Origin of the sequence: Epilithonimonas zeae, assembly GCF_023278365.1 — a bacterium.
Classification (GTDB): domain Bacteria; phylum Bacteroidota; class Bacteroidia; order Flavobacteriales; family Weeksellaceae; genus Epilithonimonas; species Epilithonimonas zeae_A.
In genome coordinates, this window is sequence record NZ_CP075338.1 from 2,768,533 (window position 1) to 2,784,844 (window position 16,312).

The window sequence follows — 16,312 nt, forward strand, 5'->3', positions numbered from 1 at the left end:
TCTTTTTTGCAGGAGAATTTCAGTATCAATAGAAATTGACTACAAGCAAAAAAGGATTTCCGCTCAAGTCGGGCTGCAACAATTCGACCTCAAAAATTCCCCTCCTATGGAGGGGGTGGCAAAAATTAGGAGAATTTTTGACGGGGTGGTTTAAAATAATAAAATTAAAATTCTACAATGCTCGACATCAATCATATCAGATCACAATTCCCAATCCTGAATCAGCAAGTCAACGGAAAACCATTGGTTTATCTGGACAACGCTGCGACGTCTCAAAAACCGATTTCAGTTTTGAAAACTTGGGAACAATACTACGAAACCATCAATGCGAATGTCCATCGTGGGATTCACACATTGAGCCAGTTGGCGACGGAAGAGATGGAACTTTCCAGAAAGAAAATCCAGAGATTCATCAACGCCAAACACGATTACGAAGTGATTTTTACCAAAGGAACAACCGAAGGAATCAATCTGGTGGCTTATGCTTTGACGAATCAAATCAAAAAAGATGACGAGATTATTATTTCTTATTTGGAACACCATTCCAACATCGTTCCGTGGCAGATGCTTTGCGAAAGAACCGGCGCAAAACTCCGCGTCATCCCAATGGACGAAAACGGAATCCTTCAAATCGATGTTTTGGATTCTTGGTTGAACGAAAAAACAAAAATTGTTTCTGTAAATCAGGTTTCTAACGCTTTAGGGATCATCAATCCAATCGAGCAAATTATTGAAAAAACAAGAAAACTTTCGAATGCTTACGTTTTAATTGACGGTGCTCAATCTGCACCGCATTTCAAAATCGATGTTCAGAATTTGGATTGTGATTTCTTCGTTTTCTCGGGACACAAGATGTATGCACCAATGGGAACCGGAATCCTTTACGGTAAAGAATCTGTGTTGGAAAATCTTCATCCGTTTCACGGCGGTGGAGAAATGATTGCAGTTTGCAGTTTTGAAAAAACAACTTACGCAGGTTTACCTTTCAAATTTGAAGCTGGAACTCCGAATGTTGGCGGAAATATTGCTCTTGGTTCTGCTGTTGATTTCATCAATCAAATTGGTCACGATAATCTTCAAATCCACGAAAACGAACTCCTGACTTACGCTCAGAAAAAACTTCTTGAATTAGACGGAATCAAAATCTATGGCGAAAAGGCCAATAGAACAGGTGTGGTTTCTTTCAATTTGGAAGGCGTCGGAATCGCATCTGACACGGGAATGATTCTCGACAAAATGGGAATTGCCGTGAGAACCGGTCATCATTGTACACAACCAATAATGGATTTCTTCAATATCGCCGGAACAGTCCGTGCAAGTTTTGCGGTTTACAATACTTTGGAAGAAATTGATATTCTGGTTGAAGGTGTGAAGAAAGCACAGAGAATGTTGGTTTAATTAATACCAATCATATTTCACGCAGATTATAAAATAATTCTGCAGATAATGAAAATCAGTTTAATCTGCTGAATCAACGAGAAAAAAATAACACTTACAACCCTTTCAGAGTTTAAAACTCTGAAAGGGTTTTTTGATAAAACTGACAAATTGTATTGTTTTTCCTTCTGGCATATCTCTTGCGAAATTATAATCTAACATAGAACCAGATTGATTTTCTAAGAAATATAGAGAATCAATCTTTATATCAATTAAGATTAATGACAATATGTCATCTACTATACTATGACAGAATTTGAAAATATCAATTTTGAAGAGATTCTTGATGAAGGTCTCGGAATAATTGCTGAAGAAATTAATTTCTCTGACTTCGATAACAAGGAAAGTGATGAATCTCAAACGATTTTCCCTATTCTTCCTGTAAGAAATATGGTAATGTTCCCCAAAGTGGTAACGCCAATTACGGCTGGGAGAGAAAAATCCAAAAAATTGCTGGAAGATGCTCAAAAGGAAAATAAGTACATTGGAATCATCAGTCAGAAAAATCCAAATGAGGAAAATCCTACTGAAAAAGATTTGTACGCAATTGGAACTTTGGCTAAGATTATCAAAATCATCAAACTTCCGGAAGGTAATATCACAGCGATAACAAGAGGTGTTCAGAGATTCAAGGTGAAAAAATTTGTTTCTCGGGAGCCATATTTTTTGGCAGAAATTACAAAGCAAAAAGATACGCAGCCAAAAGATAAAGAAGAATTCACCGCTTTGATGGACAACATCAAAGACTTAGCTGAGAAAATCATCAACATCGACCCCAATATTCCGAACGCAGCTCAGTTTGCACTTAAGAATATTGATGGACAGGAAGATTTATTGAACTTCATCTCTGCAAACGGAAATTATCCTTCAGATAAAAAACAAAAATTGCTGGACGAGAAATCTTTGTTGGGACGTGCAAGAACTTTGTACGAACTGATGCACGAGGACTTCCGTCATTTGGAATTGAAAAATCAAATCCATCAAAAAACAAGCAAAGACCTTGACAAACAGCAACGCGAATATTTTCTAAATCAACAGATTAGAACGATTCAGGATGAGTTGGGAGGCGGAGCAGAATCTGATGCCGACGAAATCAAGAAAAAAGCTTCCAAAATAAAGTGGAGTGCTGATGTTGAGGCTCATTTCCAAAAGGAAATACAAAGATTACAAAGACAGCACCCGAATTCTCCGGACTTCAATGTTCAGAGAAATTACTTGGATTTCTTTACAGATTTGCCTTGGGAACACTATTCCAAAGACCATTTTGATCTTAACAAAGCGGAAAAACTTCTGGATAAAGAACATTTTGGATTAGAAGATATCAAGAAAAGAATTTTGGAACATATCGCTGTTTTGAAATTGAAAAATGATATGAAATCTCCGATTCTTTGTTTGGTTGGTCCTCCGGGAGTTGGGAAAACTTCTTTGGGGAAATCTATTGCAGATGCACTTGGAAGAAAATATGTTCGTGTTTCGCTTGGTGGTTTGCACGACGAAAGCGAAATCCGTGGACATAGAAAAACCTATATTGGAGCGATGGCGGGAAGAATTCTTCAATCCATCAAAAAATCCGGAACATCCAATCCTGTAATTGTTTTGGATGAGATTGATAAAATCGGGCAAGGTGTTCACGGCGACCCAAGTTCGGCTTTGTTGGAAGTTCTTGACCCTGAACAAAATAACAATTTCTACGATAACTTCTTAGAAATGGGTTATGACCTTTCAAAAGTAATGTTCATCGCAACTGCTAATTCACTATCTACTATTCAGACTCCTTTGTTGGACAGAATGGAAGTTATCAGCATTGCCGGTTACACTTTGGAAGAGAAAATTGAAATTGCTAAGCGCCATTTGATCAAAAAACAACTTCAGGAAAATGGTTTGGATGCTAAATCCTTAAAACTAGGAAATACTGAATTAAAACATATCATAGAAGCTCATACGTCGGAAAGTGGGGTTAGAAGATTAGAGAAAAGAATTGCTGGGATTGCGCGTTGGGTAGCGCTTCAGATTGCAATGGAAAAAGATTTTGACCCGAAAATTTCTGTCGATAAAGTTGACGAAATATTGGGCGTTCCAAGACCAAAAACTTTATCCGAAATCACAGATGTTCCAGGTGTTGTCACAGGTTTGGCTTGGACAAGCGTTGGTGGCGACATTCTGTTCATAGAAAGTATTCTTTCTAAAGGAAAAGGAGGACTGACAATGACCGGAAATCTTGGAAATGTAATGAAAGAATCGGCTACAATTGCATTGGAATTCATCAAAGCACATTACGAAGAATTGGGAATTTCGGAAGAAGATATTGAGAAGAAAAACATCCACGTTCACGTTCCGGAAGGCGCGACACCAAAAGATGGTCCTTCTGCCGGAATTGCAATGTTAACATCAATGGTTTCAAGCTTTAAAAATAAAAAAGTTAAACCTCATCTGGCTATGACTGGCGAAATTACACTTCGTGGAAAAGTGTTGCCTGTTGGCGGAATCAAGGAAAAATTATTAGCTGCAACAAGAGCCGGAATCAAGGAGGTCATTCTTTGTGAGGCGAATAGAAAAGATGTGGAAGAAATTAAAAAAGATTACCTGAAACATCTGAAAGTCAATTATGTAAGAAACATGAGTGAAGTTATTGAAATCGCTTTGAAGTAAGCATTTCCATAAATTCATTTTAAAAATATCATCCGTTTGTGAAATTTCGCAAACGGATTTTTTTTTAAGTTATTTATAAAAAAGTTGTCTCAAGGCAATTCTTGAATTGGGAAAAAGAATTAATTTAGAATTCAATTAAAAAACTATTCGTCTTATGAAATATGTTAAATTTATTCTTTGCCTGCTTTTCGGATTGATGTTTATTAATGCAGGATTAGACAAGTTTCTGCATTATATGCCAATGCCGGAAATGAAACCGGAACAAATGAAATTATTTTCTGCTTTTGGGGAAATTGTTTGGTTGATGCCGTTAATTGGTACTGTTGAAGTTATTGGAGGATTATTATTTATTATTCCTAAAACCAGAGCTTTGGGCGCAATAGTAATCCTACCTGTACTGGTAGGAATTGTACTTCACAACTTCACTTTATTCCCAACGAACGAAGGCAGAATAATTGCGGTTGTTCTTTTATTAATCAATATTTGGGTGCTAATTGATAACCGAAAAAAATACAAAGCTTTATTAAGCTAAAAAATAAAAGGGAAGATTGTTTTGATCTTCCCTTTTCTATTATAATTGCTCAATTGCTTTTACGACTCTATCTTTGTCAACAACCATCGCCTGGATATGTTCTCCGGAAAATTCTAAAAACTGTTTAGGTTCTGGCGCATTGTTATAAATGACTTGACCGTGTTCAAAAGGAACTGTTGAGTCGCCTTTGCTATAAAGAAATAATTTTGGAAGTCCTTTCAAAGCTTTAATATCTTCTTTTGCAGAGTAAGGAGAAATCACATATCTTTCGATAATATCTTTCATTTCCGGTTTAAATTTGATGGCAATATCTGTGAAAGAGGACATTCCGCCGTCCAAAATCAGTCCTGATATTTTAGCCTGATTATCTTTAGCTAAGTGTGTCGAAATCTGAGACCCCAAAGAAGCTCCATAAATGTAGATTTTTGTATTCTTGATATCTTGGCGGGTCAATAGATAATTGAACATTTTTTGACCATCTTCTGCCACATTCAAATGTGTTGGTTTTCCTGTTGATTTTCCGTAACCTCTAACATCTACCATTACAACCTGAAACCCATCTTCAACCAAGGGTTTAGTAATATATTGATAAGTGGAGATATTTCCTGCCGCTCCATGGAAAAATAAAATGGTTTTTTGGATTGATTTTGATTCCGGCTTCAAAACAACTGCAGTAATAGTGTCATTTTCTACAGGCAGACTTACATTTTCGATATTTTTGAATTCCAAAGGTTTCATTTCCTTCTTTGGCTGATAGAATTTATCGTCCATTTGAGCCTTAGAAAAGATTGATAATAATATCAAGAATAGGGAGTAGAATACTGATGTTTTCATTGTTTTAATTTATTTGATGGTTCAAAAGTAGAGTGCCTGAGCATCAAAAAGAAAATTATCCGACCGAATCGTAAAAAACACTGACCGAATTGTCAATTTGAAGGATGAAGCAAAAAAAAGAGACTTAATAGTAAGTCTCTTTTTTATAATTGATTGAAATATTAATCTTTCATTCTTGCGATAACGTCCAAACCACCTTTGGTCTTGTCTCCAATTTTACAAAGGATTTCTGTATCCAAAGGAAGGAAAACATCCATTCTGGAACCAAATTTAATGAATCCGAATTCGTGTCCTGCTTTCGCCTTATCCTGAACATTACAATAGAAAACGATTCTTCTTGCTACATAACCTGCAATCTGGCGGAAAACCACTTGATGATTGGTCAAACTTTTTACAGCAACCGTAGTTCTTTCGTTCTCTGTAGAAGATTTTTCGTGCCACGCAACCAGATATTTTCCTGGGTGATACTTTTTGTAATTCACTTCTCCGCTAACAGGGTAACGGCAGATATGAACATTCAGCGGTGACATAAAAATAGAAACCTGAATACAATTAGCCTTCAAAACTTCATCTTCGAAAACTTCTTTTATCATTACCACTTTCCCATCAACAGGCGCCACTACATTTTCTGTATGGTCTAAAATTGCTCTTGTAGGAACTCGGAAAAACCAGAAAATCAATCCTAACATCACCAATAATGGAATTAGAATAACCAAAGACCATAATTGTAAATAATAAATAGATATGGTTCCGATAAATGCAATGAACAAAATTGCAACAATCAAGGTTCCTTTCGATTCTTTATGAAGTTTCATATAATTAATTTTAAACCAATTTTTCTAAAATAAAATATAAGTAAATAACCGGCGCACAAATGATAAAACTGTCCAATCTATCAAGAATACCGCCGTGACCCGGAATAATGTTTCCACTGTCTTTAACCGCAAAACTACGCTTTAACTGACTTTCTACCAAATCTCCCAACGGAGCGAATACAGAAACAAGGAATCCAACAATCATCCAATTCCCTCTCAGTTCAGGGAAATATTGTTCTACAAAGAAGCCTAAAACTAATGTCAAAACTACACCTCCGGCAAAACCTTCCCAAGTTTTTTTAGGCGAAATTCTTGGTGCCATTTTATGTTTTCCGAAGAATTTTCCTGTGAGATAAGCAAAAGTATCACTGCTCCAAATCAAAACAAAAAGCATAAATACTTCTAAAGTAAAAGGCTTACTTGGATCCAGTGTACTGAATTTTGGCAATCCTAAAGCAAAACCAAAAGGCAAAGCAAGATAAACCACAGTAAAAATCAATTTACCATTTTCGAAATAGAGTTCGCGGGAATATTTGAAAAGAGTAATCGCTGCAATTGGAATTAATGCCAAAGACAACATCTCGCTGAAGTTATAATCAAAGAAAAAACCGTGATAGAAAAACCGCTTAGAGAATTTGTAATAGATGAATGCTGCAATCGGGAAAACCAGCCATTTGTAAATGCTGTTATCAAATTTCATAATCTTGATACATTCATAAAGCCCTACAACCAGAAAGAACGTTATCAATCCGTAAAAAAGATACTGCTGCTTTACTTCTGGCAAAAAACTGCTAAACAGATATTCTCCCAAAGGTGTCGTACAAATCGCTATTACCAGAACATATATAAGTCCCGAAACAGAACGCTGAATGAAATTTTTATCCAAAACTGAAATTTAATCTTCCAGCAAAAGTAAGAAAAGTTTGGTATTATCCTTATTAGGAGTATCCAATTTGGACTGGCTTCCGCTGATAGAAGTCAAATTCTTGAGGTTTCCTGCACGTTTTACTTTCATCATCGCCTCGTTCAAATTGCTTGCAATCTGAGAAACATTGGCCATGATGATGATTTTGCTTGGTAGGCGTGAGGAGTGATAATGTAGAATATTATTATGGGACAGCATTATTCTGCCATCAAAAGCAATCAGATATTCGCAAGTGATGAAAGCGGCATCGTTATCTTCTGTAAGCTCAGGCGAGTTAGTCGTTTTGATAACATCCAGAAAATTTTTCAAATCCTGATCCCAGCAAAACACATTATTAATCTGCTCGATTTTTACAATCTGATTAAGTGTTTGCAAAGCTTCTGACTCATCCGCACAATAATTGAAAAAGCCACCAGAATGCGTAAAAAGTTGCGCAAACTTATAATCCAAATCTGCATCACGAAGCTGATCCGCCAGTTTTGTTACATCTGGTTCGGCCTCTTCGGGCTGGTTCATTATCTTATTTACGATTTTCTTAAACAGACTCAATTTCTGTGCTTTTTTTATTAATTATTACAAATGTAAAGAATTATTATAATACTCTAAAAACCAAAACTTTATTTTAATAAAAAAATCCTAAATAATATAGGATTTTTTTATTCTTTTATGAATAGATCATCAATTTAACTCTCTGTATTTAAGACATTTCCAGCATCAGCAGGATTGTCTAAACTAGACACAGGTTTTTCCGTTAATTCTGGATCCCAAGCACGTTTACCAAAGATTTCTTCAAGATCTTCACGGAAAATTACCTCTTTTTCCAGTAATTTATTGGCCAAAGCATCTAACTTATCTCTATTCTCAGTAAGAATTGTAATTGCTCTTTGGTACTGAGTTTCTACTAACTTAGAGATCTCTTCGTCAATCAGTTTGGCTGTTTGCTCAGAATAAGGTTTTCCAAAGCTATACTCAGACTGACCTGAACTGTCATAATAGGAAATGTTTCCTACTTTGTCATTCAGACCGTAGATTGTAACCATTGCCTGTGCTTGTTTTGTTACTCTTTCAAGATCCGATAATGCCCCAGTAGAAATGTTTCCAAAAACAGCTTGTTCAGCAGCTCTACCTCCAAGCGTTGCACAAATCTCGTCCAACATTTGCTGAGTCGTTGTCAACTGTCTTTCTTCTGGAAGATACCAGGCTGCTCCAAGAGAGCGTCCTCTAGGAACAATCGTCACTTTAAGAAGTGGCGCAGCATGTTCTACCAACCAAGAGATCGTTGCGTGACCAGCTTCGTGGAAAGCTACTCTTCTCTTTTCAGAAGGTTTGATGGCCTTATTTTTCTTTTCAAGACCACCTATGATTCTGTCAACAGCATCAAGAAAATCTTGTTTATTTACAGCTTCATGAGAATTTCTTGCTGCGATAAGAGCAGCCTCATTACAAACATTTGCGATATCAGCTCCACTGAAACCAGGTGTTTGCTTTGCCAAAAATTCTCTATCAATAGAATCGTCTAACTTGATTTTTTTCAAATGCACATCGAAGATTTGTTTTCTCTCGTGCAATTCCGGAAGGTCTACATAGATAGAACGGTCAAAACGTCCAGCTCTCATCAATGCTTTATCCAAAATATCAGCCCTGTTGGTTGCTGCCATTACGATGACGTTGACATCTGTCCCGAAACCATCCATTTCTGTAAGTAACTGATTCAGCGTATTTTCACGTTCGTCATTGCCGCCTTGAAAACCACCTTTTCCTCTTGCTCTACCAATCGCATCAATCTCATCGATGAAGATAATTGCCGGTGATTTTGCACGAGCCTGAGCAAAAAGGTCTCTAACTCTGGAAGCTCCAACGCCAACAAACATCTCTACGAAATCTGAACCTGAAAGTGAGAAGAACGGAACTTTAGCTTCTCCTGCAACAGCTTTCGCCAATAAGGTTTTACCAGTTCCCGGAGGCCCAACCAAAAGAACACCTTTTGGAATTTTACCTCCTAACTTTGTATATTTTTCAGAATTCTTCAAGAAATCTACAACTTCCTGAACTTCTTCTTTAGCACCTTCCAATCCTGCAACATCTTTGAAAGTAACCTGCAGTTTGTCTTTCTCATCAAATAATTTGGCTTTAGATTTTCCTATACTGAAGATTTGTCCGCCAGGACCTCCAGCACCACCTCCCATTTTTCTGAAGATGAAGAAATATATTAATGCGAAGAATCCTCCCCAAATCAATACCGTAAAGAATATCTCAGACATTCCGCTTTGGCTTTTTCCAAATTCCATTGTAGCTTGCTTCGGAAGTTTGGAATTGATTGTATCAAATTTTTCCTGAAAGTATCTCAAATCACCGTAAGTCAATACAAAATCCGGATTTGGTTTGATATTGATTACAGAAAGCGGATCGCTTTTTTTCTCTCCTTTTTCTAATTCTGCCTTTGCTGCTTTGGTAAGATAAACATCGGCTTTGGAATTATCCTTGAAGACCATTATCTCGTTTACCTTGCCTTGCTGCACAAGACTGTAAAAATCTTTTTCATCTATATTTTTCACCATAGAATCTCCCAAAAGTCCTGGAAGAAATATCAGTAAAATAAGTCCCAACAAAACCGGTATAAACCAATTGAATCCTTTGTTATTCATTCTTATTTTTTAAAATTGTTGATGCAAAATGCATCTGTTTTTAGCTTTCTACTTTCGTGATTTTGGCATCTCCCCAAAGTTCCTCGATATCGTAATAATCGCGGATTTCTTTCTGGAAAATGTGAACCACTACAGAAACGTAATCTACCAAAACCCACATAGAGTTCTCAGTCCCTTCTACGTGCCAAGGTCTGTCGTTGAGTTCGTTTCTAACTTTTTTTTCTACGTTACCAGCGATTGCAGAAACCTGTGTGTTTGAGTTTCCACTGCAGATGACAAATGTACCTGCTGCTGCATTTTCTATGTTTGATAAGTCGAAGATTTGAATGTCTTCTCCTTTTGTATCTTGAATCGCTTCTACGATTTTGTCTACCAATAATTGTTTTTCTGTACTTTTACTCATTCAAAAAATTGTCTAATTTGCAAATTTATTGATTTTTATCTATTTATCTCCCGTTTTCCATCGCAATAATCTCTTAAAGTTTTCATAAATGAGCCGCATTATACATCTTGAAGAATGTTTTTCTACCAATGACGAAATTTTGTCTCTTTTAAGTGATGACGAATCAACTGCCGTTTTTACTTTTAATCAAACCAAAGGTCGTGGACAATATGGAAATGAATGGCGAGTAATCCCGAATCAGAATCTGGCTTATAGTATTGCTGTAAAATCTTCTAAAATCAATATCTCTGATACATCTCTCAATTATTATACCGCTATTATTGTTCGGGATTTTCTTGCCAATCTGACCAATGCCAATGCTAGGATAAAATGGCCAAATGATGTTATCCTCAATGGAAAAAAAGTTTGCGGCATTCTTATCGAAAAAAAGAAAATCAATCATCAGGAATTTTACATCTTGGGCATTGGAATCAATATTTTACAAGACGATTTTTCCCACATTCCTAAAGCAGGTTCGGTTTTGACTACCGCAGGATTAAGTTTTGACTTGATGGAATTTGTAGTTCAATTTCATCAAAATGTAATTTCAAGATTAGATAACGTTCCTTCTGAAGAAGAAATTTTGGATAATTACAATCAGAATTTGTTCAGAAAAGAAGAGATTTCGGTTTTTGATAAAAACGGTGTGCGCCAAAATGGCATAATAAAAAATGCTGACAAAAGTGGTTTTCTTTGGATTGATTTGGAAAATGAAGGCTTGCAGAAATTCTTTCATAAAGAAATTGTGTTGCTTTATTGATTTATTTGAACACAAGGCTTGCAAAAATTTTATTCCATATTCCATTTATAAGTTAGCAAAGCGCTTACGCTCAGCAAAAGTAAAAATTTGAAAATCTTGAAGTTACTGATTTGCTCTTTTAATGTAAAGATAAGCTGCAATCGGTGCAAAAACGATGTTGGGTAGCCACATTGCCAATAAAGGCGTGAGTGTTTTGTTTTCGGAAACGACATTCAGAACCTGAAAAGAGAACACGAATAAAAATGCCAAGGCAATTCCTAACGCCAAGTTCAAACCTAATCCGCCACGTTTTTTTTCGGATGACAAAGACAATCCCAAAAATGTCAAAATAATAATAGAAACCGGCATTGATGTTCTTTGATAAAGCTCATTGTAAAAGGAGGTTACGTTATTATTACCTTTCATTCTTTCACGCTTTATCATCTCCAATAATTCTGGCGTGGTTTTGTTTTGAGCTACCAGTTTGTCAGGAAATAATTCGGATGGTGGTAATTTGAAATCCTGAATCTTAGTTGGTCCGCTTCCAAGAATCTCGGTATTATCTTTTTTGACCGTTCGTTCTGTATAATTGCTGATGGTAAAATTCTTTTTCTTTGCATCCCATTGGATATCCGTAGCGGTAATCTGATAAATCAGTTTCTTGTTTTTATCAAATTTCTGATACATATAACCAGTCCCCCGATTTTCCTTTTTGTTGTAGCTATTGACAAAAATATATTCGCTGGGATTGATGTTGGAGGCAATGCTCATACTTCCCAGAAGTTTTTCTTTATTAATAGCGTTGTAGGTGTAAGGCTCCAAAACATTTTTCTTGATATTGGACCAGGGTAAAATAAAGTGATTAACTGCTAAAGTGATAAATGCAATCAATAAAGAAGTCACAAGATAAGGTCTTGCAAATCGGTGAAAACTAGCGCCACTACTTACAATCGCCACAATTTCTGTATTATTCGCCATTCTGGAAGTGAAGAAAATAACGGTAATGAAAACGAGGATCGACATAAATGTCAGAATCAAATTCATAATCCAAAATGGATAGAAATTCAGTAAAAAATAACCAACTGTAAATCCGTTGCTCTCAATCCTTGGGGTTTTCGCCTGAACGTCTACCACCATAATAATCACAGATAACAACACCAACATAAAAATGAGGGTTCCCAAATATTTTTTGATGACATAAAGGTCTATGATTTTCATCTAGTTATAATTGATAAATGATGATTGATAATTGATTAAATCTTGATTTTTTTTCTGTCTTTTTACAGCCTTTGCTTCAACTGAGGAATAACCTGGTCTTTCCACTGATAAAAATCGCCTGCAATAATATGTTCTCTAGCCACTTTTACCAAATCCAGATAAAATGCCAAATTATGAATCGATGCAATTTGTTTTGCCAAATATTCTTTCGCTACAAAAAGGTGACGTACATAAGCTTTGCTGTATTCTTGGTCCACATAGCTTGTCCCAAACTCATCCAAAGGTGAAAAATCTGCTTTCCACTTTTCGTTTTTCATATTCATCACCCCTTGCCAAGTGAAGAGCATTGCGTTTCTCGCATTTCTCGTCGGCATCACACAATCCATCATATCAACACCAAAACCAATACTTTCCAGAATATTCCAAGGGGTTCCAACACCCATCAAATATCTTGGTTTATCTTTTGGTAGAATGTCTGTTACTTCGTTTGTGATTCTGTACATTTCGTCTTCAGGTTCACCTACGGAAAGTCCACCAATGGCGTTACCTTCTGCGCCAGCTTCTGAAATAACCTCAGCCGAAATTTTCCTTAAATCTGAATAACAAGACCCTTGAACAATCGGGAACAATCTCTGTTTGTGACCGTACAATTCTTTGTTTTCCTCAGTCCAATCGATACATCTTTTTAACCAACGATGCGTTAACTCCATTGAAGTTTTTACAGCATTATAATCACTCGGATAAGCAATACACTCATCAAATGCCATAAAAATATCAGCTCCGATTTGTCTTTGGATTTGCATAGAAACCTCTGGCGACATAAAGTGCATACTACCGTCGATATGCGATTTGAATTTCACGCCTTCTTCCGTAATTTTTCTGCTTTTTGCCAAAGAAAAAACCTGATAACCACCGGAATCCGTCAGGATTGGTCTGTCCCAATTCATAAATTGGTGAAGTCCGCCCGCTTGCTCCATAATATCCATCTTTGGACGAAGCATCAAATGGTAAGTGTTTCCTAAAATAATCTGGGCTTTTATATCTTCTTTCAGTTCTCTCTGATGAACGGCTTTCACCGATGCAACAGTTCCAACCGGCATAAAAATCGGGGTTTGGATTTGTCCGTGGTCTGTCGTAATCACTCCAGCTCTCGCTTTGGACTCTGAAGTTTTTTCGATTTCAAAAAATTTCATTCTTATATCTTAATTTTCGCTTCGGTTATTATTTTACCGAATAGAACTTGATTTCCGCAACGATTATCTCGCTTGTGCAGGAACCGTTCCGTTTGCGTTAGTTTCTTTTAATTTTTTATTGATGTAAGCTTCCGCTTTTGGATCTTTTGACTTGATGATGTCCTGAGCTTTATTCATAATATCTTTCAAATCTTCCGGCTTCGTCATATAATATTTATAACTGTCCGAGAATAATTGACCTTTGATATTATATTTCTTAAGAATAAATCTCGTCGCATTTTCCGTATTGATATTTCCTCCGATGGCATAACTCTGGTCATTGATGGCAAAATCTGCAATAATCTCAGACATTTTCTCTTCGGGTAAAATATGCGCAGGTTTTTGTATCGCTTCTTCGCAAGACAAAGCACAGAAAATCATTATTAAAGAAAAAATAAAATACCTCATATCATAATTTTTCCACCACATAGGCACAATAGATTTTAGAAAGAAAAAATTCTTCATTAGTTAAAATAGCTATTTGTTCTTTGCTTTTCATTTGTTAAACTACAATTCCTATGTGTGGTTTTTATATTTACAATTTTCCGATCAGGTTTTTCCATTTGAGATTCAGTACACCGAAAACGGCTTCCTGGATGATGCCGCCATTCATTTTGCTTTCACCTTCTGTTCTGTCTGTGAAAATAATTGGAACTTCTACGATTTTAAGGTTTTTCTTGAAAACGCGGTATTTCATTTCAACCTGGAAACCGTAGCCTTTCAGTTTGATTTTGTCCAAACCGATTGCAATTAATGTTTCTTTTCTAAAACAAACAAACCCCGCAGTCGTATCGTGAATCGGAAGCCCAAGAACAAATCGTACATATTTCGAAGCAAAGTAAGACAGCAAAACTCTTCCCATCGGCCAGTTCACCACATTCACACCTTGCGAATATCTGGATCCAACGGACATATCTGCATTTTTGCAGGCTTCGTAAAGCTTGATTAAATCTTTTGGATTGTGGGAAAAATCGGCATCCATCTCGAAAATGAAATCATAGTCGTTATGAATCGCCCATTGAAATCCGTGAATATACGCTTTACCCAATCCATCTTTGATTTTTCTAACAGTCAAGTGTAGCTGAATTGGATATTTTTCCCGTAAACTTTTTACAATTTCTGCAGTTCCGTCCGGAGAAGAGTCATCCACCACCAACACATGAAAATCCTGCTGCAAATCAAAAACCGCCGAAATGATTTTTTCGATGTTTTCTTTTTCGTTGTAAGTTGGAATTATGACAAGCTTCTTCATCCGTGAAATAATTCGCAAAGATAATCTTTTACACGTTAACCTTTTTTGATGGATTATAAATTAACTTTTTTTAACCAGAATATTTAATAATTAAATTTACCATTAGCCATTTCTAATTCCTATTTTTGCAAAAATTTTTTGAAGTTGATTAGAATCGCGGAACATAACGATTGGGTGATATATTGTATTCTTGGGAGTATCTTTATATACATTATCCTTTTGTCTGTTTTCCAGAGAGAGGCCAACATCAAGGATTTTTTACTTCAAAAAATTGAAGATTCTAACAACCTCACACCATCCTGGGTTATCATTTCTATTGTGAAATGTGTGATGACGGCGCTTTTATTATCACAGTTTGTTCCGATTGTTCCAAAGTCTTTATCCGACATTCACTTGTTTGGTTTTGAAATTAACAAGTTCGGGTTTACTTTTTTGACTTTGTTAAGTTTTGACATTGTTAGAAACATTCTGACTTTCTTTTTCTACTCCAGCGTTGGAAGCGGTAAAAATCTGAAAGGCCTGACATTGGTTTCAAGTAAATTTTACTTTTTGGAGTCAATCGCTTTCATTGTGGCATCATTTGCGCTTTATTACTTTCCGGTTGACTTGGTGAAGTATTTTTATTTCATCATTGGTCTGGTTATTTTTTCTTTTATTTTGAAAAACTTAATATACTTATTCCACAAACAATCCATTTTGCCAGAAAACTGGTATTATAAATTTTTGTATATTTGCACGCTTCAAATAGTACCGGTATTGGTACTTTGGAAGTTCTTATTTTATTGAATGTAACATACACATTTTAAGATGAAAATCAAATCTATTTTAGTGTCACAGCCCGCTCCGAATGAATCTTCACCTTATTTGGAAATAGCGAAAAAAGAGAAAATCAAAATCGATTTTCGTCCTTTTATACACGTAGAAGGTGTGGATGCGAAAGAACTCAGAACTCAGAAAATAGACCTGACGCAATATACGGGCGTTATTTTCACGAGTAAGAATGCGATTGACCATTATTTTCGTCTTGCTGAGGAAATGAGATTCAGCGTTCCGGATTCTATGCGTTATATCTGCCAGTCGGAAGCGATTGCCAACTACTTGCAGAAGCATATTGTTTATAGAAAAAGAAAAATCAGCTTTGGTGAGAAGAACTTTTCAGATTTAGCAGCTTTGTTCAAAAAGCATCCGTCTGAGAAATATCTTTTACCTTCTTCTGATGTCTTAACACCAGAAATCCCGAAGGTTTTAGATGCAGCCAACCTAGACTGGACAAGAGCAATAATGTATAAAACTGTTCCGAGTGATTTGACAGATATCAACATCAAAGATTACGATATGTTGGTATTTTTCAGTCATCAGGGAATCAAATCTTTAGGAATCAATTTCCCAGATTTCAAACAAGAAGATACAAAAATTGCTGTTTTCGGAACTACTACCCAAGCCGCTGCAGAAGAAGCAGGATTGACAGTTAACGTAATGGCTCCAACCAAAGAAAATCCGTCTATGACAATGGCCATAGAAAAATATATCAAAAGTATCAATAAATAATTATTGACCACATAAATCAAAACCGTCCCGAATTTTTTGGGATG

General features: G+C 36.1%; 16 protein-coding genes. 6 read left to right on the forward strand and 10 right to left on the reverse strand.

Annotated features, from left to right (window positions below; all coding sequences use genetic code 11):
• The first annotated feature begins 177 nt into the window (after positions 1 to 177).
• The 3 genes from KI430_RS12435 to KI430_RS12445 all read left to right on the forward strand — a co-directional run bounded on the left by KI430_RS12435 (position 178) and on the right by KI430_RS12445 (position 4,618).
• Positions 178 to 1,398 (forward strand): aminotransferase class V-fold PLP-dependent enzyme, encoded by a 1,221-nt coding sequence (locus KI430_RS12435; RefSeq protein ID WP_248875243.1) that lies wholly within the window; start codon positions 178 to 180, stop codon positions 1,396 to 1,398.
• Between the two features lie 285 nt (positions 1,399 to 1,683).
• Entirely contained in the window at positions 1,684 to 4,086 is a 2,403-nt protein-coding gene (gene lon / locus KI430_RS12440) for an endopeptidase La (RefSeq protein ID WP_248875245.1), read from the forward strand.
• 154 nt (positions 4,087 to 4,240) lie between these two features.
• A complete protein-coding gene (locus KI430_RS12445; RefSeq protein WP_248875247.1) occupies positions 4,241 to 4,618 on the forward strand; it encodes a MauE/DoxX family redox-associated membrane protein in 378 nt (125 codons plus the stop codon).
• 39 nt (positions 4,619 to 4,657) lie between these two features.
• On the opposite strand, the gene KI430_RS12450 is transcribed toward KI430_RS12445, so the two are convergent.
• The 6 genes from KI430_RS12450 to rsfS form a co-directional block, all read right to left on the reverse strand.
• Positions 4,658 to 5,452: an alpha/beta hydrolase gene (locus KI430_RS12450; protein ID WP_248875249.1), complete on the reverse strand. Its 795-nt coding sequence runs from the start codon at positions 5,450 to 5,452 to the stop codon at positions 4,658 to 4,660.
• 161 nt (positions 5,453 to 5,613) lie between these two features.
• Positions 5,614 to 6,267: a phosphatidylserine decarboxylase family protein gene (locus tag KI430_RS12455; RefSeq protein WP_248875251.1), complete on the reverse strand. Its 654-nt coding sequence runs from the start codon at positions 6,265 to 6,267 to the stop codon at positions 5,614 to 5,616.
• Between the two features lie 10 nt (positions 6,268 to 6,277).
• On the reverse strand, positions 6,278 to 7,153 hold the full coding sequence (locus KI430_RS12460; protein ID WP_248875253.1) for a phosphatidate cytidylyltransferase: 876 nt from the start codon (positions 7,151 to 7,153) through the stop codon (positions 6,278 to 6,280).
• Positions 7,154 to 7,162: 9 nt separating this feature from the next.
• Entirely contained in the window at positions 7,163 to 7,741 is a 579-nt protein-coding gene (locus tag KI430_RS12465; RefSeq protein WP_248875255.1) for an LUD domain-containing protein, read from the reverse strand.
• A gap of 134 nt (positions 7,742 to 7,875) precedes the next feature.
• The gene (gene ftsH, locus KI430_RS12470; RefSeq protein WP_248875257.1) at positions 7,876 to 9,837 is read right to left on the reverse strand and encodes an ATP-dependent zinc metalloprotease FtsH; all 1,962 of its coding nucleotides are present in this window, start codon (positions 9,835 to 9,837) and stop codon (positions 7,876 to 7,878) included.
• Positions 9,838 to 9,877: 40 nt separating this feature from the next.
• The gene (rsfS, locus tag KI430_RS12475; RefSeq protein ID WP_248875259.1) at positions 9,878 to 10,240 is read right to left on the reverse strand and encodes a ribosome silencing factor; all 363 of its coding nucleotides are present in this window, start codon (positions 10,238 to 10,240) and stop codon (positions 9,878 to 9,880) included.
• An 88-nt stretch (positions 10,241 to 10,328) separates the two neighbouring features.
• Between rsfS and KI430_RS12480 the strand changes: the two genes are divergently transcribed.
• Positions 10,329 to 11,039, forward strand: a complete 711-nt coding sequence (locus tag KI430_RS12480) for a biotin--[acetyl-CoA-carboxylase] ligase (protein ID WP_248875261.1) — start codon at positions 10,329 to 10,331, stop codon at positions 11,037 to 11,039.
• A gap of 102 nt (positions 11,040 to 11,141) precedes the next feature.
• Here KI430_RS12480 and KI430_RS12485 read toward each other — a convergent pair whose 3' ends face one another.
• The 4 genes from KI430_RS12485 to KI430_RS12500 form a co-directional block, all read right to left on the reverse strand.
• Positions 11,142 to 12,236 carry an LptF/LptG family permease gene (locus KI430_RS12485; RefSeq protein ID WP_248875263.1) on the reverse strand — a complete coding sequence of 365 codons (1,095 nt, stop codon included), beginning with the start codon at positions 12,234 to 12,236 and terminating at the stop codon, positions 11,142 to 11,144.
• Positions 12,237 to 12,298: 62 nt separating this feature from the next.
• On the reverse strand, positions 12,299 to 13,429 hold the full coding sequence (tgt, locus tag KI430_RS12490; RefSeq protein WP_248875265.1) for a tRNA guanosine(34) transglycosylase Tgt: 1,131 nt from the start codon (positions 13,427 to 13,429) through the stop codon (positions 12,299 to 12,301).
• 63 nt (positions 13,430 to 13,492) lie between these two features.
• Positions 13,493 to 13,933 carry a DUF4296 domain-containing protein gene (locus tag KI430_RS12495; RefSeq protein WP_248875268.1) on the reverse strand — a complete coding sequence of 147 codons (441 nt, stop codon included), beginning with the start codon at positions 13,931 to 13,933 and terminating at the stop codon, positions 13,493 to 13,495.
• A 70-nt stretch (positions 13,934 to 14,003) separates the two neighbouring features.
• Positions 14,004 to 14,720 (reverse strand): polyprenol monophosphomannose synthase, encoded by a 717-nt coding sequence (locus tag KI430_RS12500; protein WP_248875269.1) that lies wholly within the window; start codon positions 14,718 to 14,720, stop codon positions 14,004 to 14,006.
• 144 nt (positions 14,721 to 14,864) lie between these two features.
• On the opposite strand from KI430_RS12500, the gene KI430_RS12505 reads away from it, so the two are divergent.
• The gene (locus KI430_RS12505; protein WP_248875270.1) at positions 14,865 to 15,506 is read left to right on the forward strand and encodes a DUF4271 domain-containing protein; all 642 of its coding nucleotides are present in this window, start codon (positions 14,865 to 14,867) and stop codon (positions 15,504 to 15,506) included.
• Positions 15,507 to 15,527: 21 nt separating this feature from the next.
• Positions 15,528 to 16,268: a uroporphyrinogen-III synthase gene (locus KI430_RS12510; RefSeq protein ID WP_248875272.1), complete on the forward strand. Its 741-nt coding sequence runs from the start codon at positions 15,528 to 15,530 to the stop codon at positions 16,266 to 16,268.
• Positions 16,269 to 16,312: the final 44 nt, after the last annotated feature.